The organism is Myxococcus stipitatus DSM 14675, assembly GCF_000331735.1.
GTDB classification, from domain to species: domain Bacteria; phylum Myxococcota; class Myxococcia; order Myxococcales; family Myxococcaceae; genus Myxococcus; species Myxococcus stipitatus.
Map to the genome: position 1 here is coordinate 720946 of NC_020126.1, position 19592 is coordinate 740537.

Consider the following 19592-nt stretch of genomic DNA (forward strand, 5'->3'; position numbering starts at 1 on the left):
ATGGGCATGGTAGGCAGACACCGTGGACCTGGACGCCCTTCGTCGTGAGCAACACAAGCTGCGGCTCTCCTGGATGCCGTGGCTCTACTTCTCCCTCAAGCCGCGCCACCGCGAGTGGGCCGAGGCCTGGCAGCGCGAGGTGCAACAGCGCCTGCGGGACTTGGAGACGGTTGAAATCGCGGAGGGATGTTTCATCGCCCCGGAGGCCCGCGTCTTCGCCGAGCCCGGCCGCTCCGTCGTCATCGGCCCCGGCTGTAGCATCGCCGCGGATGCGTTCGTCCACGGCCCCGTCGTCCTGGGGCCTCGGGTGAGCCTCAATGCCCGGGTGAGCCTGGATGGCGGTGCGGGCGGCATCCGTATCGGCGAAGGCTCACGTATCGCCACGGGCGCCACCCTCTACGCCTTCGACCATGGCCTCGCACCGGACCGTCCCGTGCGTGAACAGCCTGTGACGTCTCGCGGCATCACCGTGGGCGCGGATGTGTGGATAGGTGCCAACGCGGGCGTGACGGACGGCGTCACCCTGGGAGACCACGCCGTGGTGGCCATGGGCGCGGTGGTGACGCGGGATGTGCCGCCGTGGGCCATCGTCGGCGGAGTGCCCGCCCGAGTGCTCGGAGACCGTCGAGAGCGCCCTCGCTCGGGTTTTCCGGGCGGGTGGGAACCCGAGGACCAAGGGTGAACTTTCTCCGCCTTCATTGACTTCCCGACATTCGCCGGTTCTATGCTGGAATCCGACGTCGCCACGGGAGGGGCACGGGGTCATTGGACAGGGTTCTGGCCCCCCCGACCGTGGGCGCAGGAGGTCGAAGTGGCAGACGAGCGGCGGGACGTGGGGCAGGTCGAGTCCCCGGTACCGGTTCCCGAGACGAGCGCGGGTGGCCTGTCCTCCCGTGGTGTGTCGTCATCATCTCAAGACAGCGCGGCGTCGATGGCGCGGCGGCTCCAGGTATTGGAGGGGCTGCTCAGCGAGGTGGTGTTTCAGCTCGACGCGCAGGGACGTGTCACCTACCTGGGGCCGGGCTGGGAGCGGCTGACCGGCTCGCTGGGGGCTGTGTTTCACGGGCGCCTGCTGGTGGAGGCCGTGCACCCGGTGGACCGCGCCGCGGCGAGAGTGCTGCTGGAGTCGGTGGCGGGGCAGCAGATTCCGGAGGCGCGCCGGGAGATTCGCCTGGCCGTCGGCGATGACGCGCGCTGGGTGGTGCTGGCCGCGCGCGGTGTGCCCGGGGAGCCCGGGGAGGTGGTGGGCTCGCTGCTGGACATCGACTCGCGCCGCCGCGCCGAGGAGGCCGTCGCCACGCGCGAGCGCTACCTGGAGACGATGGTGGAGGTCCAGCGGCGGATGATGCCGCACCAGTTCCCCCGGGACTTGTATGCCTCCGTGGTGGAGCCCCTGGGCCGCGTCTCCGCCGCCAGCCGCGTCTATGTGTTCGAGATGCACTACGGCCCGGACGGCGTGCTGCTGGCCTCGCAGCGCGCGGAGTGGTGCGAGCCGGGGATTCCTCCCAACCTGGAGGACCCGAACATGCACGGCCTGCCGTTCATGGACGCCCTGCTGCCGGAGCAGTCGGCGGCGCTGATGCGCGGCGAGCCCGTGCAGGCGCTGCCTCGGGGCTTCACGCCCGTCCTCGCGCCCATGCTGGAGGCGCAGGGCGTCCAATCCGTGCTGCTCCTGCCGGTGCACGTGCACGGGCAGCTCTTCGGTGTCATCGGCTTCGACAACTGCCGGGAGGCGCGGCCCTGGGGCCCCATCGAGGTGAACCTGCTCTCGGGCGCGGCGGGCACGCTGTCGCTGGCGCTGGAGCAGCGCACGGACCAGGCGCTGCGCGTGCGCACGGAGACGACGCTCCGGCGCACCGAGGCGGGCGTGCACCTGCTCATCGAGGCCTTCCCGGACCCGGTGATGGTGCACGTGGGAGACGGGGTGTTGTTGTCGGTGAACCCCGCGCTGGTGCAGTACCTGGGCTACCGCGACGCCTCGGAGATGCTGGGCCGTCACGTGCTGGAGCTGGTGCGCGAGGAGGACCGGAGCGCGGCGCAGCTCTACCTGGGGCATGCCCTGGAGGGGAAGCGGGCGGCGCGCGCGGTGGAAGTGCCGCTGGTGCGTCGCGACGGGGAGACGGTGGTCGCGGACCTGGTGACGCTGGCCGTGGTGTTCGACGGAGCGCCCGCGTGGGTGACCATCGCGCGCGACTACACGGAGCGGAAGCGCACCCAAGCGCAGATGATGCTCGCCGACCGCATGGCCTCCATGGGCCTGCTGGCCGCGGGCATCGCGCACGAGCTGAACAACCCGCTCGCCTACGTGTTGTCCAACCTGGAGTACCTGCACTCGACGCTGGGCCCGCGCGCGCGGCCGCTGTCACCCGACGACATGGTGGAGTGCCGCCAGGTGCTGGACGACGCCCGCGAGGGCGCCGAGCGCATGCGGCAGATTGTCCGCCAGCTCCGTGTCTTCTCCCGCGTGGAGGAGACGCGCGAGGAGCCGGTGGACGTGCACCGCGTCCTGGACTCGGTGATTCAGATGGCGGCCAGCGAGGTGCGTCCTCGGGCGCGGCTGGTGAAGACCTACGGCACGGTGCCGCAGGTGCGCGGCAACGAGGGCAAGCTGTTCCAGGTGTTCCTCAACCTGGTCATCAACGCCGCGCACGCCATCGAGGAAGGGCAGTCGGAGACGAACGAGATTCGCATCACCACGCGGCCGGACGAGGGCTCGCGGGTGTTGGTGGAGGTGCGGGACACCGGAGGTGGCATTCCTCCGGAGCACCTGCGCCGCATCTTCGACCCGTTCTTCACCACCAAGTCCGCGGGGCTGGGAACGGGGCTGGGCCTGTCCATCTGCGACACCATCGTCACCGCGCTCGGCGGCCACATCTCCGTCGAGTCGTCGGTGGGCGTGGGCACCACGTTCCGCGTGGCCCTGAACGCCGCCTTCCCGCAGGGCGAAGTCGTGCGTCCAGGGCTCTGAGTCAGGCTCGCGTCACCTAGGTACAGATGCCAAGGGGTTGTGAGCCCTCCACGCCGAACAAGGTCTTCTGGTAGCTGATGCCCGCCCACTGGGCGATGGTCACCCACCAGGTCTTCTTGAAGAAGAGGACCCGGACGCGCGCGAAGGCGCGCAGCGTGCCGGAGAGGGTGTTCAGGTCCAGGTCCGTCCGGAGCTTCCAGTCGAGGCTGCACACGGGCCAGAGGACCTCGCCGGAGGCGGGCAGGGTGGCGTTGATGAGGGCCAGGCTGCCCTCCACGCCGAAGCCCACGATGACGACGTCCACCGCCGCGGACGCGGTGACGTGGGACCAGCCGCCGGGCGTCGCGGAGAGCCGGGCCACCAGGGGATTCACCTCGCCCCTCACCGCCATCTTCACGCCGCCGGAGAGCGAGGCCTTCACGGTGATGGGCACCGGCCCCACCATGAAGGACTTGGAGGCGGAGAAGAACGTGCGGCTCCAGTTGACCGGCGAGGGCTCATACACGGCCTGCAGACTGGTGGACCAGACCTCCTGTCCCAGCACGTAGATGGCGGCCTGTCCGCTGTTCTCGCCCCCGTTCTGTCCCACGACGTGGGCGCGCCCGCGCACCAGGTCATGCTCCGACGAGAACACCGTGGCGAACACCTTGCCCTCGGCCACCGCCACCACCTTCTTGTCCGCGACGGCCGTCGCCGTCTCCGCGGTGAGCAGCGTGCTGAGCTGATAGCCCGCGCCGAACAGCCCGTTGCCGAAGCGCTCCGTGCGGATGTAGGACTTGTTGAATGTCTGCACCGGGTTGGTCCACGGCGTGATTTCCATGGCCGGAGGGACCTGGTGCGTGAAGGCCTCCGGAATCGTGGCCTGCTCGATGTCCAGGTTGTGCGTGTGGTCCGCCAGGTCGTAGCGGAGCTGTCCTCCCGTGCGGTTCGTCTCGTCCTGGAGGATGGCGTGCTCCTCGGCGGGGGAGTAGCTGGCGCCGGGGACGAAGGGGGCGACGGAGGTCTCCCAGGGCACCGCGTCGTCCAGCGACGTGCCTGGGGTGTAGACAGCGAAGGGATACTTCGAGGGCTCGACGACGTACGGTTGAGAGTCGACGTAGCTCTGCGCCGCGACGAGTCCGGGAATCACGACCAGCATCAGCGCGACAGCGCGCGATACCACCCTGTGCATAGGGGACCTCCGAGGATGGGGAGGTCTGTCTATATGGGATGAATTCAAGGGCTCGCGTCGGCCCCCGGGGAGCTGTGTCTGGCTTCGCACGCTCGCGCTGCGGGGAACTCAGCGAATGGGTCGAGGACTCGACGGCTGCGGCGTGGGCGTGGTGGGGGTTTCCACGTAGGTGATGGCCATGCGACGGATTTCGGGATGCCGCTCGTTCTGTCCCGCCCATCGCAGCAGCGCCAGGGCACCGGGCGTGGTGCCTCGGTGCTGGCCCAGCAGGTGGACGATGTCGGAGCGCACGCCGTCGGAGGTGTCCTCGCGCAGAGCCTGTCCCAGCATGGGCAGCAGCAGCGGCTCCAGCGGGCGGAAGCCGCAGGCGAAGACGGCGCCTCGGCGCACCTCGGAGATGGGGTCGTTCATCAGGCGCTCCGCGAGGAGCCGGTCCGCGTCCGGGCCGGGAATCCCGCGCAGCGCCACCAGGGCGGCCTCGCGCACGCGCACCGCGTCGGAGCGCAGCGCCTCCGTGAGGGTGTCGAGCGCCGCCGGCGCGCGGGTGTTGCCCAGCGAGCGCAGCAGCAGGGCCCGCGCCTCCGCGTCCTTCGCGGCGCGGTAGTTGTTCTCCAGCTCCTGGACCAGCGCCTCGGAGCCTCGCGCGTCGGCGCCATTCAGGTGCAGGGCCGCGTTGCCCAGCGCCAAGGTCGCCGTGCCTCGCAACCGAGGGTCCTCGCTCCGGGAGAGCTGCCGCAGGGTGTCCACGCCTTCACGAAGGGGGCGGTCCGCCATGCCCAGCGCGGAGACCGCGTCCATGCGCACGTCCGTCGTCAGCGCCGTGTCTCCGGTGGCGGAGGCGAGCGCGCGGAGGGACTCCGGCGTGCTCGCGGCGGAGAGCGCGCCGAGCATGGCGCTGGCGGCCAGCGGAGAGAGGTCCTTGGCGCGCAGCAGCGCGGGGATGCGCGCGGCCTCCTCGGGGCGCAGGGTGAGCAGGGCGCGCAGCTGCTCCAGCGCGCGGGTCCTCGCCTCGTCCCGCGCCTTCTCGTCGGTGGGCAGCGCGCGCAGGTCCTCGAGGATGTCCTCCAGCTTGCGGGAGCCCAGCACCTGCCGGTGGTGGGCCAGCGGGTCGGGCGCGGGCCCCTGGAAGCTGGCCAGCAGGGAGGTGTCCAGGAAGGCGGCGCGCGCGGCGAACGCGTCCACGAGCGTGGGCTCGAGCCGCCGCTCGAGCAGGCGCAGCGACAGCTCCGTGGTGTTCGTCACCCGGGGCATGCCCTCGCCTGGGTCCACCATCAGCCGCTCGCGGACCTGGAGCGTCTGGAGCCACGCGTCCTCCGTCAGCTCGAAGGTGGCGCCGCCGCTGACGCTCATGCGTGGCGAGTCCTTCAGCGGCTGGAGTCCTTCGGGGGTCGCCGCGGCGGTGTAGACCTCCTTGTGCTTCCGGTAGCGGCGCGCCTCCACGCGCTCGTACCGGGCCACGTACTGGCCGGAGGTGTCCTGCTCCTCGGTGCTCCACTGCGTCGGCGGAGCGCCATCCACGACGAACTGCGAGGACGCGACCACCGAGCGCAGCAGCCCTCGCGCCAGCTCATCCACGCCGTGCTCGAAGTGGGTGAGCGACACCGCGCCCCTCGCGTCACGCGTCGCGAAGAAGGGCAGGGCGAGCGCGGCCACCATGGCCTGGTGGGCCTCGGGGGCGAGCGGCCCCTGGCCCTCGACGTCCAGGGTGAAGGTCGTGGGCCTGAGCTGGAGGCGGAGCAGCACGGCGTCGGCCTTCGCGGAGACGATGCCCACGTCCCACTCCCCCTGGAGTGCGAAGCGCATGCCCGAGCTCTGTTGTTCGAAGGACACTGTGGTCGTCAGGCTCAGGGCGTGGCGATGGAGGACCCCGGGCGAGGGGCGCTTCGGGGACTCCACCCCCGTGGAGCCCGCAGCAACCGAGGGCAGCGGGCCGCGAGATGTCTGTGAATGAGAAACAGACGGTGTGCTTGAAACCGGAGGCGGCCTCTCCGCGTTCTTTTTCCACCACACTCCACCCAGGCCCACCAGGACGAGGGTGGCAGCCAACGCGATGACGAGCGGCCGTTGGTGGCGCATGAGGTCCTCCGGGGTTGGTTTCTTGACGCGGATGTGTGGCCCAAACCACGCTTGCCATTGTGGCGGGTAGGAACGGTCGGGGCTTTTGGAGGATATAGCAACCCATTCGGCGGGGGGCTGGCATGGCGAGTCCACTGAACCCAGGGCGTCTCATCCCCAAGGGCTGTGCGGTTCGACGAACGTCGAACGTGCGCGCGAGCGTGGCGCTCGCGGTGTCCCTGACATGGCTTCTGACAGCCTGTGGCGCGCGTGAGGAGGGCGCGCATTCTCGCGGCACGGGCTCACGGAGCCAGGCGGTTCGGACGTGTCCAGTCCCGCAGACCTCAGGGTCCCTGGCCACCTGCAGGGATGCATGCCATCTGGGGTGCGGCGATGGCGTCTGCCAGGACGGTGAGACGGAGGCGACGTGCCCCGTCGACTGCTGGTGTGGGGACGGAGCGTGTGTCGACGAGACAGTTCATACCTGCCCCGTCGACTGCGGCTGCCCCGCGGCGGCCCCCATCGCCGTTCCCATCCTCCCCCCAAGGCAGGCGTCATGCCCCGGTTCCAAGTCCTCTTGCTGAGCTGCTGTGTCGGGCTCGCGTGTACCTCGTACACGATTTCTCCGCGGACCTTCGGGGTCGCCCGATGGCAGGGCTTCGCCACGGAGCAGAGGTCCCTGGCGGCGGGCGGAGGACAAGCAAGAGGGCTGCATGTCGCGGACGTGGATGGGGATGGTCTGCTCGACCTGGTCGTGGTCGCCGCGCGCGAGCAGAGCGTCTGTGTCCATCACGGTGAAGGCGAGGGTGTCTTCGCGTCACCGAAGTGTCTGCCGGCGGGCATCACGCCCATGGACGTGGCCGTCAGCGACGTGAATGGAGATGGGCATCAGGACCTGCTCATCGTGGGGCATTTCTCCAACGCGATGACGGTCCGCCTGGGCGACGGGCGTGGTGGCTTCCGGGAGGGCATCCCCTATTCGCTCGGCAATCACTCGCAGCAGGTGCGGGTGGCGGACCTGGATGGGGACGGACACCTGGACGCCATCACGAAGAACGCGGGCTCGGGGGGCTTCTTCAACATCACCACGCTGAAGGGCAGGGGGGACGGCACCTTCGGCACGGCGGTGCCTCATGCCGTCACGGGCCTGCCTCGGGACTTGATGCTCGCGGACGTGAGCGCGGATGGGCTCCCGGATGTGCTGGTGCTCAACACGAACAGCTTCACCGTGGACATCCTGCTGTCGAAGAAGGACGGCGTGCTGGCGTCCATTGCGCCGCTGCGGCTGTCGGGCTCCGCGGACGACGAGCCCTTCCGGCTGGCCCCCGCGGATGTGAATGGCGATGGGAACCTGGACCTCGTCATCTCCCACGGCCTCTCCACCGCGGGCTACTTGTCCGTGCACCTGGGGGATGGGCGGGGAGGCTTCCTCTCCAGCACGTCCATCCGCGCCGACGAGCCGGGCGAGGTGGTGGTCGCGGACTTCAACCGGGATGGGCGGGGCGACGTGGCGCACGCGGGGCTGTCGGGCGGCGTGTACCTGTTGCTGGGGCAGGAGGACGGGGAGCTGGGGCCGCCGGTGCGTGTGGCCTCGTCGCCGACGCCCACGTCGCTGGTGGCCGAGGACCTGGACGAGGACGGCTTCCCGGACCTGGCGTGGACGACGCAGGACACGGTGGAGGTGCTGTTGGGCTCCACCGTGAGCGGGCTGCCGTAGCGGAGCGGGGCGGGCAGCGGGGCCCGCGACACGGGTTTGTCGAGCTGGGAGCTGCATCCACCAGGAGGTGGGCATGAAGGAGCTGCTCTGGGGCGTCGTCTGGCTTGGGGTCGTGGGCTTCGCGAGTCCGGCGGAGGCCCAGCTCAGCGGGCGCTGTGGCGGAGACGACAATCTCACGCCGCAGCAAGCGCCTGGGCGCAACGCGTGGGCGCGCAAGTGCAACTACATCTCGGAGGCGAAGGAGGCCATCCTCAACGCCGACAACGAGTACCAGGTCTTCGCGAACGGGTGCTTCCAGTTCCCGTGCTCGCCGAACAGTTGCCAGTTCTTCGTGCCTGTCTCACCGAGCGCGCCGTGCATCACCGGGCTCGTGATGCTGGGCTCGTGTGTGGCCCACGCGGCGGCGCACCCGAAGGGCTCGCTGCTGGCGTACCTGGAGGGCGCGCGGGTGGATGGGCCCGAGTGGCTCTGATGCGGCGACGGGGCGTCGGTGGACACGCGCCCCGTCGTGGCCGTCTCAGTGAGCGCCGAAGCGTGAGTCGAGCTTCGTGAGCTGGCTGGTGAAGCCTTCCTCCTGCATCCGGGTGAACTCCGCGGTGTGCATGGGGTCCATGGTGACGACCATGCGGACGCGTTCGCCCTGGGGGATGAAGTCCACGACGATGTTGCTCTTGTAGGTGGCGACGCCGGGGATGAAGTCGATGAGGTTGGTGAGGATGAGCCGGGAGTAGGGCGTCACCTCGGTGAAGCGGGAGTGGGTCGCATGGGAGGGCGGCCGTCCCATCTCCTTCATCGCGGCAACCATCTCCGGCGTGTCGGCGACCATCTCGTACTCGAGCGTGCCGCCGGTGCGCGCGTCGATTGTCCGCACGTCCGCGCGGAAGCCCTGCGGCCCCCACCACGACTCGAAGCCCTCCTTCGTGGTCCAGAGCGACCAGATGTCTTCGATTCCAGCCCGGTAGGTGCGCTCGACGACGACCTTCGCGTTCTCGTTGCTCATGTCCGTGGTCCTTTCTTCTCTTGTCGCTTCTTCAGCGCGGCCCCGAAGCGGTCCAGCCGCTCCTCCCACAATTGCTTGTAGGGGCCGAGCCACCCTTCCAGCTCCTGGAACGGCTCCGACTTCAGCGCGTAGAGGCGGCGCTGCCCCTCCGGTCGCATCGTGACGAAGCCCGACTCCGAGAGGATGCGCAGATGCCGCGAGACGCCGGACTGATGGATGCCGGCCTTCTCGACGACGTCACTGACCTGCTGCTCGCCCTGGAGCAGCGTCTCGACGATGAGGCGTCGCGTCGGGTCGGCGAGCACCTGGAAGACGTCCAATTGCATGTCCATGTATATACACACCGGTGCATATGTCGGTCAAGGCGAAGGCCGGTGACCTGGGAGGCCACCGGCCCTTGGGACGCCAGGTGTGGGGGCTCAGCCCTGGCGGATGGTGGCCTTCAGGAGCTTCTCGGCGACGTCGACGAAGTTCTGGACGACGGCGTGGGGGTTCTTCTCGTCGAAGGCGTCAATGCCCACCACGAAGGCGGGATGGGGCAGCAGGAACCGCAGGGCCTCGTTGATGGACTCGAGGTACGGCGTGGCGTGGCCGTGGGCCGCCACCTCCGCGGCCATCCGCTTCTCCCAGTAGGGCGGCCCGTCTTCCTTGGGGACGAGGTACGGGATGACGAAGGGGACGTACTGGCCGAAGACGGGGTTGACGTCCGTGAACAGCCGCTTGTCGGACCACTGGCTCATCGGGAACGCGTCCGCCGGCGGGACGGTGTGCACCGAGGCCCGGCCGTTGCCGACCTCCAGGAGGGCCGCCTGCTGCTGCGAGTGCATGCGCAGCAGGGTGTAGCTCCAGATGGAGAGGCCCTCGGGGCGGAGGAGTTGGTAGGGGTGGAGCGACGCGCCGATGGTGATGACGGGGCGCTGCGTGATGCGCTGGATGAGCTCCACGAACGCGGCGGCATCGCTGGAGTGCTTCATCGGGGCATAGCCCGCGAAGCCATAGAGGTAGCCCTGCGTCCAGGAGGCGAAGTCGGTGAAGTCGACCTCGCGCGCCGCGGACTTCGTGCTCGTCGGTCCAGCCGAGGACGCGCCACTGGCGATTGCCGCATCCAGCGCGGCGTCGTTGGCGTCGAACAGCGCGGCGACGTGGGGGAACTCCTTCTCCACGGCCCAGTCCTTGGCGGTCTTGTCGAACGTGTCCTTGAGGGAGCGGTCCGCGCCGTGCCGGAGCAGGAAGGCCACGATGGCGGTGTGTCCACGCAGGCTCGCGCGGATGAGCGCCGTCTCGCCATAGACGTTGGCGTCGTTCACGGACGCCTGCCGCTCCACCAGGAGCCGGACGGCGGGGAGGAAGCCGCTGTCGGCGCAGACGATGAGGTCCGTGAGGCCGATGGAGGTGGGCTTGCCGGACGTGACGCCCGCCTGGAGCAGCACCATGAGCGCGTCTTCGTGGCGGCTGAACGCCGCCTCGATGATGGCCGTCTCGCCTTCCTTCGCGGTGAGGTGCGGGTTGGCTCCGGCCTTGAGCAGCGCGCGGAGGGTCTCCGCGTGGCCGCGCTTCGCGGCGTACAGCAGGGCCGTCCATCCGGCGACGCTCTGCACGTCCAGCGAGGCCTGGTGGGAGATGAGATGCTGGACGGCGGCGGTCTGCCCGTTGAACGCGGCGGCCATCAGCGGCGTGACACCCCCGTCACGTGGCGCATCGATGCCCTCACCGCGCTGGAGGGCCTGCGTCAGGCCCTGCAAGTCGCCCGCGGCTGCTGCTTCATGAATCGTCGGTTGCTGCGTCTCTGCCATCGCGACTTCTCCTCGGCGTTCCGTCCCACCCTACCGGGACAGCTCCCCCATTCGCTCGGGGGAATCGCGGCGCCCGTGTCGAACCTGGGTTCGCCTGGAGTGGAAGCGCCCGAGCCTCCTCCCGCCCGGACCCAAGGTCGCCACGGGGTGTGGTCCCTTTCGCCACACCCAGGTGGCATGGGGATGGAAGGCTTTTCATGGAAAGCGGTCAGGTGGATGCTGGGCCGGAAGGAGAGCCCCTCACGATGACGATGCGCGTTCCCCCCTCGAGCCTCAAGTCCTCCACGGCTGCTCGCACGACGGATTCGAATCCGCCCAAGGCGGCGGGCGCGGAGCCGCCTCAGCCCCCCACGACTGTCGACTCCACGAGCACAACCCAGTCTGCTCAGCAGACGCAGAGCACCCAGGCGCAACCGGAGGTCACGGACGGGTTCTCGAGCAAGCCCGCCTTCCACAAATCGCCCCCTCCCATCAGCGCGCAACAGTTCAATGACATCCAGGGGAAGAAGCTCAATGGGAACCTGATTCTGCAGTCGTCCTTGAAGAAGATCTTCGAGCCCTACCAGGACAACGTCGTCTCCTTCGCGCCCCAGCAGTTCTATCTCCCCGCCAACTCCATTGGAGCCTGCAGGGCGGCGTCGGCGGATTGGCTGCGTCGCTCGGTGACGAAAGACAAGCATAGCTTCACGGATGTCGGCCCGAAGAAGGCGGAGACGTTTATCCATCTCGAGGCGAAGGCCGAGGAGAAGCGGGCCTCGAAGCCGCCCAGCGAGCCGGGCACGACGCCGACGCTCACCTTGACGGAGAAGATGCCTCATACGGCCGCCCACAGCCGGATGCAGGACAAGTACAAACGATACGACGAGCAGAACAAGGTCTGGAACGAGCTCAGTGGGCGCGTCCAGACGGAGATGGCCGCTGGCGGCGAGTTTCCCGTGACGAAGGAGAGTCTCGGTGAGCGGGAGAAGTTGACCCATGCTGGCTACAAGGAGGCCATCGAGGCCAAGGCCACCGCCGGTGGGACGGCGGGACTCACGGTCGAGAAGCTGAAGACCCACAAGCTCAACGACATCGAGCCCACGGGGTGTGTGTTCTTCAAGGATGGGGAGTCCAAGACCTACGGTGGGCTCATGAAGGACGTGCTGGGCAGCCCCGAGTGCAACAGACAGGGGGCTTTCCTGCTCAACATCTCCAGCACGAAGGAGGGCGAGAACAAACGCTTCGACCACGCGCTGGCCGTGCATCAAACGCCCACGGAGGTCCTCATCATGGACCCCAAGGCGGGCGAGTTCAGGTTCCCGCGCCCGCCAGGAACGTCTGTCGAGGATACGCCCAAGCTCGGCGAGTTCTTGGATAAGCTCGGGGAGAAGTTCTACAAGGGTCGGACCTTCGACTTGTATCTGGTGCACGACTTCCAGAAGACAGACAAGTCCTGAGCCGCCGTGAGGAAGTCCTCGGGGGGCTGACGGACTCGGCCCGCAGCCCCTCCGAGGACGGACGGCGTCACTCGATGACGGAGTCCGTCACGCGGATGGGCGTGTCCGTGTGGTTCGAGATCTGCGGATACGTCACGTACCAGGAGCCCCCCTGGTTGTTCTGGATGACCGAGCGGTCGATGCGGATGTCGCCCGAGTGGTCGTTGCTCACGAAGAAGATGGCGCTGCCGTGGGCGTTGACCTGGTTGTGCTCGATGCGTGTCCCGCACAGGGACAGCGTCATCCGGTTTCCGTCGTTGTAGATGGCGCCGCCGCTGCCGCCGCCGGGCGTGCCTGGGCTGGCGGGGTTGGCGCCGCGCCCGATGGCCCGGTTGTGGGAGAAGAGGCTGTTGATGATGTTCCACGACACGCCGATGCTGCTGATGCCTCCGCCGTTGGAGCCGACCCCGCCGTAGCCCTCCTTGCCGCCGAAGGTCGTGTTCACCACGTAGACGGGCTGGTCGCCGGACTGGTCGAACACCCGCAGCGCGGCGCCTCCGACATCGGGCCCCGTGTCGGCGCAGACGTTGTTGAAGAAGCGCGAGTTGATGACCTTCACCCGCCCGCCGCGCACCCAGACGGCGCCGCCCCCGTCGAACTCCGTCTCCCCCTTGGAGCTGGCGTCCACGAAGGTGAGGTTCTGGAGCGTCAACCGAGGGTGGTCCTGGTCCTGGCAGTGGGAGGTCGTCCACACCAGCGCCTTGTCACAGGTGTTCATGTAGAGGATGCGGTGCTTGCCCGCTCCGCTGAGCGTCACCAGGCCCTTGCCGTCGATGACGACCTCCGGCCCCTTGTTGTTGAAGACCTTCGCCGTCCGGTCCAGCGTGATGATGACGGGCTCCGCACCGCAGTCGAAGGTGATGACCCCACCCTTCGCCACGGCGTCGACAAAGGCGTCCGAGGTACAGCTGGCGGCCGTCCCCGTCCCGACGACGGTGGTGGGCTTGGACACGTCCGCGAGCCCCGCCTCCGCGGGCACGCTGCACGTGGCCTCCGCGTTCGGGTTGCCGGCCGGCGGCCCGTCCTTGGGCTGCGTCAACGGGTTGGGGACCTCCACGCCGTCTTCGCCCGAACAGCCCGTGGCGCAGGCCAGCGCGACGCTGGCGACCAGGGAGAACAGCGGGGACGCAGGGGACCGGTGAAGTCTTCTCGGGTGCATGCAGCCTCCAGGACGGAGGCAGTCTAGCTGGCTCTCGAGATGCCCACCGAGAGGCCCGGCCTCATGTCATCGAACCGGGCCTCTCAGGCAGCCCTCTAGAGTCCGCCCACGTCCACGTCATCGCGCAGCGACAGGCGGTAGTCGTCCTGGGCCCACTCGTTCTGGAAGCGCACGGAGCCGGTGAGGAAGCCCTCCGCGTTCATCACGTTCTCCAGCTTCACGTGGCTCTCCGGCCGCACGTTCCAGACCTGGCCCTTGAAGTGGAACACCGTGACACGGGTGAGGTGCAGCTTCGCGCCGTCCGCGCCCATGAGCGTGTCCCCGGGCTTCAGCGTGCGCGCCTTCACCATCGTCCCGTCGTCGAGGACCATGGGGTGCTCCGCCGTCACCTCCAGGCGGCGGCCCTCCTGCGTCTCCAGCGTGAAGATGTCCTCCTGCGTGTCACCCGCCACGAAGCTGCGGATGCTCTGCTCGCCGAAGCGCAGCAGGCCCACCTCCGAGTCCGCGCTCAGCGCCGACACCGTGTGGAGCCCGGACGCATACGCCTCCGGAACCGGCAGCATCCGGCCGCCGAACGCCACCTTCTGCGACGGGGTGATGCAGCCCGCGACGCAGGTGCCCAGCTTGTTGAGGTTGCCCACGCACGCGGCGGCCTCCTCGGCGGGGACGAAGAAGGTGCAGGAGGAGCCCTCCGGCACGGCCGGGAACGAATGGCAGCCATTGGTGAACACCTGATACTCGTTCTCCGAGTTCAGGTACGCCTCGCGCGCGACGCTGATGAGGCCGCACTTGCGCGCCCAGGCGTTGCGGCCCCGCGCCAGCTCCACCGTGGTGAGCTGGTCATCCTGGAAGCAGCGCGTGGAGAGCTGCGCGTGGGCGGAAGGGGAGAGACAGAAGAGGAAGACAGCGGTGGTGATGAAGACAGACTTCATGGTGACTCCTTGAGGTGTTGGGGGTGACAGGGAAGACGGCCGCCTACGGCACGCCCGCGGCGTTCCAGGCATCACGCACCGCGTTCACGACCGTCGCGTCGTACCGGTCCTGCGCGGCCTGAATCGTGTACGCCTTGGCCTGGGACATGGTGGTCGTCGACGTGAAGTAGTTCGTCGCGGCGAAGTAGAAGGTCTGCGCCGCGCGGTTCATGCCGATGCCATTCACCCACGTGCCCGTCTTGCCGCGAGGGTGCGGGCCGCCCGTCACGAGCAGCTTGAAGACCAGGTTCGGGATGCCGGAGTTCCAGTGCACGCCGCCGTTGTCGGACGAGCCCGTGTAGCGCTCCGGGTAGTAGTCCCGAGACGAGCCATCCCGCGTGGGGCTGTCCATGTAGCGCAGCGCATCTCCGGCGACGTGGGGCGTCCAGACGTCCTCGCCAATCTTCCAGACGTCCGCGTCCACCGCTCCGCCGCGAGACCAGCTCTCGCAGAGGGCGGCGGCCATGTCGGACAGGCTCTCGTTCAGCGCGCCGGACTCGCTGCGATACACGAGCCCCGACTCGTACTGCGTCACGGCGTGGGCAATCTCGTGGGACACGACGTCCAGGTCCAGGCCCAGCTCGATGGAGTTGTAGCCGTCGCCATCCCCGAACACGATTTGCGAGCCATCCCAGTACGCGTTGACGTACCCGTCGCCGTAGTGGACGGTGCTGGTGATGGAGGCGCCCCGGTCGTCGAACGAGTCGCGGCCGAAGATGGTCTCGAAGCAGTCATACGTCGTGCCGATGTGGTCGAAGTTCCGGTCGATGTGCGCGTCCCACGTGGGGCTGGAGCCCTCGGCGCGCCGCAGGGTGCCGGGCGTCACCCAGCTCCCATTGGCCGAGTGGACCCGGCGGTTCATCCCCGCGTGGATTTGCGGTCGCACGTCGAGCACCCGGCCCGACGCGGCGTCCACGTAGACCAGGTCCCGCACGGGGTCTCCCTCGCGGATGCCCACGCGGGTCACCTCGTAGGCGGAGGCGAGGAGGCCCTCGGGTTCGAGGAAGTAGACGAAGCGCGGCTCGCCGCGGACGGAGACCTGCTCCAGCCCCTCCAGCGCCGCGCGCTTCACGGCGGCCAGGGGAAGCCGCATCAGGGACGCGGACTCGCGAGCGCCTCGCGCGGAGCCGTTGGCCGCGTAGACCTGTCCCGCGCGGTCGACGTGGACCACCAGCTCTCCGCCAATGACACGCACGCCGTGGTGGGTCTGGTCGTAGCGTACGTGGGTGGTGCCCTGGTCATCCGTGCGGCTGGAGCGCACCGTCAGCTCCTCCGCGCGCAGGCCGAACCGGGGGGCCAGCGTGCGCAGCGCGTACGGGGCTCCTCGCGCCGTCAGCGACGGGCTCAGCCGCCCCAGCTGTCCCCGGATGAAGGTGGGGGTGCCGTCCTTCCCGGCGTGGACGACTTCGAGGTCTCCCGAGGAGGACAGTGCGTGCGCCGAGCTGTCCAGGGGCGGGGCCGGGTCCACGGGTGCATCGCCACAGGCGGCGCCCAGCATGGCCAAGCACGCTCCCATCAATCCCTTCTTCCAAGTCCGAGTCACGACGCGCTCCTTGTCTACAGGTGGGTGTTGCTGGCTGGCTCCAGCGCAGAGGGGTGGCCATGTGTTGCCGACGGGTGGGGGGCACGGGCGAGTCGTTCGGGTCGTCGTCGGACACCGGCTGGGCTGGTACTGCGGGACACACGAGGCCCTGTCCGCCATCGGCAGACACGGTCCTCCTGGGTCCATGACGGCTGCGACTACAGGTGCGCGGTCATCCGCTGGACTTCATCGGGGCTGGCCCCCGACTCGGCCAGGCCGGCGATGAGCGCCTCTCGCAGCAGGTTCTTGAGCTTGGGACTCTCCAGCTTCGCGAAGGTGTCGACCGCCAGCTGGCGGTCCACCTGAGCGAGGCGAAACAGCAGGTCATATTTCTCCCCCACCAACCCCTTCTTCACCGAGTCGGGCAGGCCGCGGTCGATGGGAGACAACGCCAGTGACGTCATTGCGTCGCGCGCCGCGGGCTCAGAGGGCGCGAGCTCGAACAACAGGTCAATCATCGCCATGCGCTCGAGCACGGGTTCGGGCTTGTCCTCGAGGAACCGCGCATCGGCGGCGAGCTGTCGCAGGGCCGACGGGTCCGCCAGCTCCTCCCTCAAGCCGTGGATGCGCGTGGGCCCTTGTCTCGAGAACTCCTCGATGAAGGCCGCCTTGCGGAAGAACGCGTTGAAGCGCCCGGCGCGGTACTGACGCGCGGACTCGCGAGCGGCCTCGCGCTGTGCGCGTGTCGCGGTGTCTTCGGGCTCCGTGGCCTCGGAGGTCTGGGTGACGGGCGCGGGCGGGGAGGACGCGGGCCGAGGCGGAGGGAGGGGCGCGGCGGAGCGCATCGGGCCGGGCGCGGGCTCTTGGGGAACAGGGGCCTGGGGCGCATCGGGCCGAGAGGTGGACACGACGAGGCCCACGCCTCCCAGGACGAGCATCGCGAGTCCCGGCCCCAGCATCCGCCAGCGAGGAGGCGGCGTCGGCCTGGGGGGGCCGGGAGGTGGTCCGTTCATGGGCTCGACTCCTTGTCGTGGATGACGGCGCGATGAAACGAAGGGGTTACAGACGCCACCGCTCGGGAGGTGGCTCCGGGTTGAGCCCGAGGAACCTGCGATTGACGACCCGGTTCTCCGGGTCCACCGTCACCTGCGTCACGGGCTCGTCGAAGGGCACCTTCACGCGCAAGGTGTCCGACTCCGGCGCCAGTCCGTAGTCGAGCGTGACGACGCGCTGCTCGGTGGTGCCCTCGATGAGGACGTCCACGGAGATGGGGTAGCGCGTGCCGGAGAGGGAGCGCTGGACGGCGGTGACGAGGAGCTCCCCATCGAGCGCCTCGGTGCTCACCTCGAAGTAGGGCCAGTCCGGGTCTCCGCTGCCGTGGACCCAGGCGTCGAAGTAGGGGCCCAGGTCCTCGCCGGACGCGAGCTCCAGCGCGGTGCGCAGGTCCTGGACGCTCCGGTCACCGGGCTGGTGCAGGAAGTCCTTGATGGCCTGGAGGACGACGTCCTCGCCGAGCAGCGGCTCCAGCTGGAGGAAGAGAATCAGGGGCCCGGTGCCGTAGACATCCGCCGAGTACGAGAGGAAGACGGGCGGCGGGGCGTCCTGTGGCTGCGGGTAGTACGAGGCGGTGCGCGCCAGCCGGTCCCAGTGCGCCCGGGTCTGCTCCGCTTCGCCCGGGGGACGGGCCAGGAGCTCATAGCGGTACGTGAGGTACTCCGCGATGGCTTCCTTCCACACGAAGTCGAAGGGGCGCGACAGCGTGGTGCGATTGCCCGCCCACTGGTGCACGACCTCGTGCATGAGCGTGTGCAGGGTCATGTTCGCATAGTCGCGTCGCAGGTCCGGCAGGTCCTCGCGGAGGATGAGGTTGGCGGGGTGCTCGGCGCCGAGCCACTCCGTGGGCGCGCTCGCGACGCGCAGCTCCGTGCCGTACGGCAGCGGACCCAGCTCGCCGATGATCCAGTTCAGATAGGCCCGGACGTCCGCGCCGTGCAGCGCCGAGGCCAGCTTGCCCCCGGGCACCTCGTGCAGCTCCAGCCTGAACTTGCCGGGCACCTCCGTGAGGATGCTCGAGCGCCATGCGGGGTTGGAGGCCACGGCGAAGGACGAATACGTGGGCGCCTTGGTGAGCCCCGTCAGCTCGCACCGCGTGGTGGTGGTGCTGGGGCGTGTCCGCTTGCCCGGGCACAGCACGCGCTCGTTGGCGCCGTGCTTGATGGTGAAGACGTATTGCGTGAGCTGGTCCGTCCGGTCGTCACAGGGGCCGAACCGGTCGCACGCGCCCACCCAGCCCAGCAGATAGGTGAAGAGGTTCCCCGAGCGGTCGAACTTCCGCGAGAAGCCCACCTGGGTGAAGTCATACGTCTGGAGGGGCACGGTGAAGCGCGCCTCCAGCTTCACCTGTCCCGCGAAGAGCCCCGGGCCACAGACGCGGATGCCTTCGGGGGTCGACTCCGCGCGCAAGGGAATGGCGCCGTTCCAGTGGAGGTCGGTGAGCCCCTCGGGGGCATTCACCACGAAGCAGTCGCCTCCGGGCGGGGCGACATCCAGCATCAACACGGAGCGCGCCGCGCCCGTCTGCGTGACGAACTCGTATTCGTAGCGCGTCACGGTGGCCGCGAAGTCACCTCGCGGCGTGAGCGTCCCGTAGCGGTGGGACAGCGTGCCGTCCTCGTCGACGGCCTGGGGCGGAGCCTCCAGCGGGCCACACGCCGCCAGCGAGAGCGACAGCAGGCCCCACGCCAGCGCGAGCCCCGGTGTCATCGCTGTCGTGGACCCACGTGGGAGGCTTCGCATGACGGGAGGCTCCGGGGGACGGCTCAGAGGTCGTCGACGCGAACCTCGTCCCGCACAGACAGCCGGAAGTGGTCCTCCGCCCACTCGTTCTGGAAGCGCACCGAGCCCGTCAACAGCCCCTCCACATCCAGCACGTTCTCGAGCTTCTCGTGGCTGGTGGGCTGCACGTTCCAGGTCTTCCCCTCGTAGCGGAACACGGAGACGTCGCGCAGCTCCACCTTCTCGCCGTGGACGCCGAGCAGCACGTCTCCCTTCTGGAGCGTCTTGGCCTTCACCATCTCTCCGGAGGCGGTGACCATGGGGTGCTCGGCCGTCACCTCGACGCGGCGGCCATCCGCCGTCTCGAGCGCGAACACGTCCTCCACGGTGTCACCCGCCACGAAGGCGCGAATGGGCTGCTCACCCGACGTGGGCGACACCCGCGTCGCGTCCTTGCCGAGCGCCGTCACGGTGCGCACCCCCGCGTGGTACGCGTCCTCGATGGGCCAATACACGCCATTGAAGGCCACCTTCTCCCGCGCCGTGTAGCAGCCCGTCACGCACGTCCCCAGCTTCACCAGCTCGCCGATGCAGGGCGCGTTGATGTCGGCGGGGATGAAGAACGAGCACGTCGCGGTGGGGCCCGAGGCCGCGAAGGCGAAGCAGCCACCGGAGAACACCTGGTACTCCCCTTCGGAGTTGAGGAAGTCCCGCTTGGCCACGGTGATGTAGCCGCACTTGTGCGCCCAGTTGTTGCGGCCCTGGGCCAGGGCGGGCGTGGTGAGCTGGTCGTCCGTGAAACAGCGGGTGGAGAGCTGCGCCGATGCCGCCGTGGAGAGCATCGCGCACGCAAGGACAAGCAGAGACGACAGTCGCTTCATGGCTCGCTCCTGAGGGCTGGGGCCGGTGGGGGTGTCTGGAATGGCGGGGGACGGAGCTGCTTTCACCTATGCTAGTCGAGTGAAAATCAGCCCTGGGAGGGAGCC

The 19592-nt window shown here is 69.0% G+C and carries 16 protein-coding genes; 5 read left to right on the top strand and 11 right to left on the bottom strand.

Features of this window, described 5'->3' with window-relative positions; all coding sequences use genetic code 11:
- The first annotated feature begins 22 nt into the window (after window positions 1-22).
- Both MYSTI_RS02955 and MYSTI_RS02960 read left to right on the top strand, forming a co-directional pair.
- Window positions 23-682, top strand: coding sequence for a DapH/DapD/GlmU-related protein (locus MYSTI_RS02955; protein ID WP_015346208.1), 660 nt, complete (start codon window positions 23-25; stop codon window positions 680-682).
- 249 nt (window positions 683-931) lie between these two features.
- The gene (locus MYSTI_RS02960) at window positions 932-2968 is read left to right on the top strand and encodes an ATP-binding protein (protein ID WP_015346209.1); all 2037 of its coding nucleotides are present in this window, start codon (window positions 932-934) and stop codon (window positions 2966-2968) included.
- A 16-nt stretch (window positions 2969-2984) separates the two neighbouring features.
- Here MYSTI_RS02960 and MYSTI_RS02965 read toward each other — a convergent pair whose 3' ends face one another.
- Complete coding sequence (locus MYSTI_RS02965) at window positions 2985-4139, bottom strand: hypothetical protein (RefSeq protein WP_015346210.1); 1155 nt, start codon at window positions 4137-4139, stop codon at window positions 2985-2987.
- A gap of 108 nt (window positions 4140-4247) precedes the next feature.
- The gene (locus MYSTI_RS02970) at window positions 4248-5942 is read right to left on the bottom strand and encodes a HEAT repeat domain-containing protein (protein WP_233278151.1); all 1695 of its coding nucleotides are present in this window, start codon (window positions 5940-5942) and stop codon (window positions 4248-4250) included.
- 808 nt (window positions 5943-6750) lie between these two features.
- Between MYSTI_RS02970 and MYSTI_RS02980 the strand changes: the two genes are divergently transcribed.
- Both MYSTI_RS02980 and MYSTI_RS02985 read left to right on the top strand, forming a co-directional pair.
- Complete coding sequence (locus MYSTI_RS02980) at window positions 6751-7911, top strand: FG-GAP repeat domain-containing protein (protein WP_015346212.1); 1161 nt, start codon at window positions 6751-6753, stop codon at window positions 7909-7911.
- Window positions 7912-7984: 73 nt separating this feature from the next.
- Window positions 7985-8383: a hypothetical protein gene (locus MYSTI_RS02985; protein ID WP_015346213.1), complete on the top strand. Its 399-nt coding sequence runs from the start codon at window positions 7985-7987 to the stop codon at window positions 8381-8383.
- A gap of 45 nt (window positions 8384-8428) precedes the next feature.
- On the opposite strand, the gene MYSTI_RS02990 is transcribed toward MYSTI_RS02985, so the two are convergent.
- The 3 genes from MYSTI_RS02990 to MYSTI_RS03000 form a co-directional block, all read right to left on the bottom strand.
- On the bottom strand, window positions 8429-8911 hold the full coding sequence (locus MYSTI_RS02990) for an SRPBCC family protein (RefSeq protein ID WP_015346214.1): 483 nt from the start codon (window positions 8909-8911) through the stop codon (window positions 8429-8431).
- Window positions 8908-9243, bottom strand: a complete 336-nt coding sequence (locus MYSTI_RS02995; protein WP_015346215.1) for an ArsR/SmtB family transcription factor — start codon at window positions 9241-9243, stop codon at window positions 8908-8910. Before MYSTI_RS02995 ends, MYSTI_RS02990 begins: the two co-directional genes overlap by 4 nt.
- An 87-nt stretch (window positions 9244-9330) precedes the next feature.
- Window positions 9331-10704 (bottom strand): ankyrin repeat domain-containing protein, encoded by a 1374-nt coding sequence (locus MYSTI_RS03000; RefSeq protein ID WP_015346216.1) that lies wholly within the window; start codon window positions 10702-10704, stop codon window positions 9331-9333.
- 245 nt (window positions 10705-10949) lie between these two features.
- Between MYSTI_RS03000 and MYSTI_RS03005 the strand changes: the two genes are divergently transcribed.
- Window positions 10950-12140: a hypothetical protein gene (locus MYSTI_RS03005; protein WP_015346217.1), complete on the top strand. Its 1191-nt coding sequence runs from the start codon at window positions 10950-10952 to the stop codon at window positions 12138-12140.
- Window positions 12141-12207: 67 nt separating this feature from the next.
- On the opposite strand, the gene MYSTI_RS03010 is transcribed toward MYSTI_RS03005, so the two are convergent.
- The 6 genes from MYSTI_RS03010 to MYSTI_RS03035 form a co-directional block, all read right to left on the bottom strand.
- Window positions 12208-13338 carry a hypothetical protein gene (locus tag MYSTI_RS03010; RefSeq protein WP_015346218.1) on the bottom strand — a complete coding sequence of 377 codons (1131 nt, stop codon included), beginning with the start codon at window positions 13336-13338 and terminating at the stop codon, window positions 12208-12210.
- Between the two features lie 95 nt (window positions 13339-13433).
- Window positions 13434-14270, bottom strand: coding sequence for a Hint domain-containing protein (locus tag MYSTI_RS03015; protein ID WP_015346219.1), 837 nt, complete (start codon window positions 14268-14270; stop codon window positions 13434-13436).
- Window positions 14271-14313: 43 nt separating this feature from the next.
- Window positions 14314-15852: a M4 family metallopeptidase gene (locus MYSTI_RS03020; protein WP_044278494.1), complete on the bottom strand. Its 1539-nt coding sequence runs from the start codon at window positions 15850-15852 to the stop codon at window positions 14314-14316.
- Between the two features lie 197 nt (window positions 15853-16049).
- Window positions 16050-16844 (bottom strand): hypothetical protein, encoded by a 795-nt coding sequence (locus MYSTI_RS03025; RefSeq protein ID WP_015346221.1) that lies wholly within the window; start codon window positions 16842-16844, stop codon window positions 16050-16052.
- A gap of 46 nt (window positions 16845-16890) precedes the next feature.
- Window positions 16891-18627 (bottom strand): M1 family aminopeptidase, encoded by a 1737-nt coding sequence (locus MYSTI_RS03030; protein ID WP_015346222.1) that lies wholly within the window; start codon window positions 18625-18627, stop codon window positions 16891-16893.
- 23 nt (window positions 18628-18650) lie between these two features.
- Entirely contained in the window at window positions 18651-19487 is an 837-nt protein-coding gene (locus MYSTI_RS03035) for a Hint domain-containing protein (protein ID WP_015346223.1), read from the bottom strand.
- Between the last annotated feature and the right edge of the window lie 105 nt (window positions 19488-19592).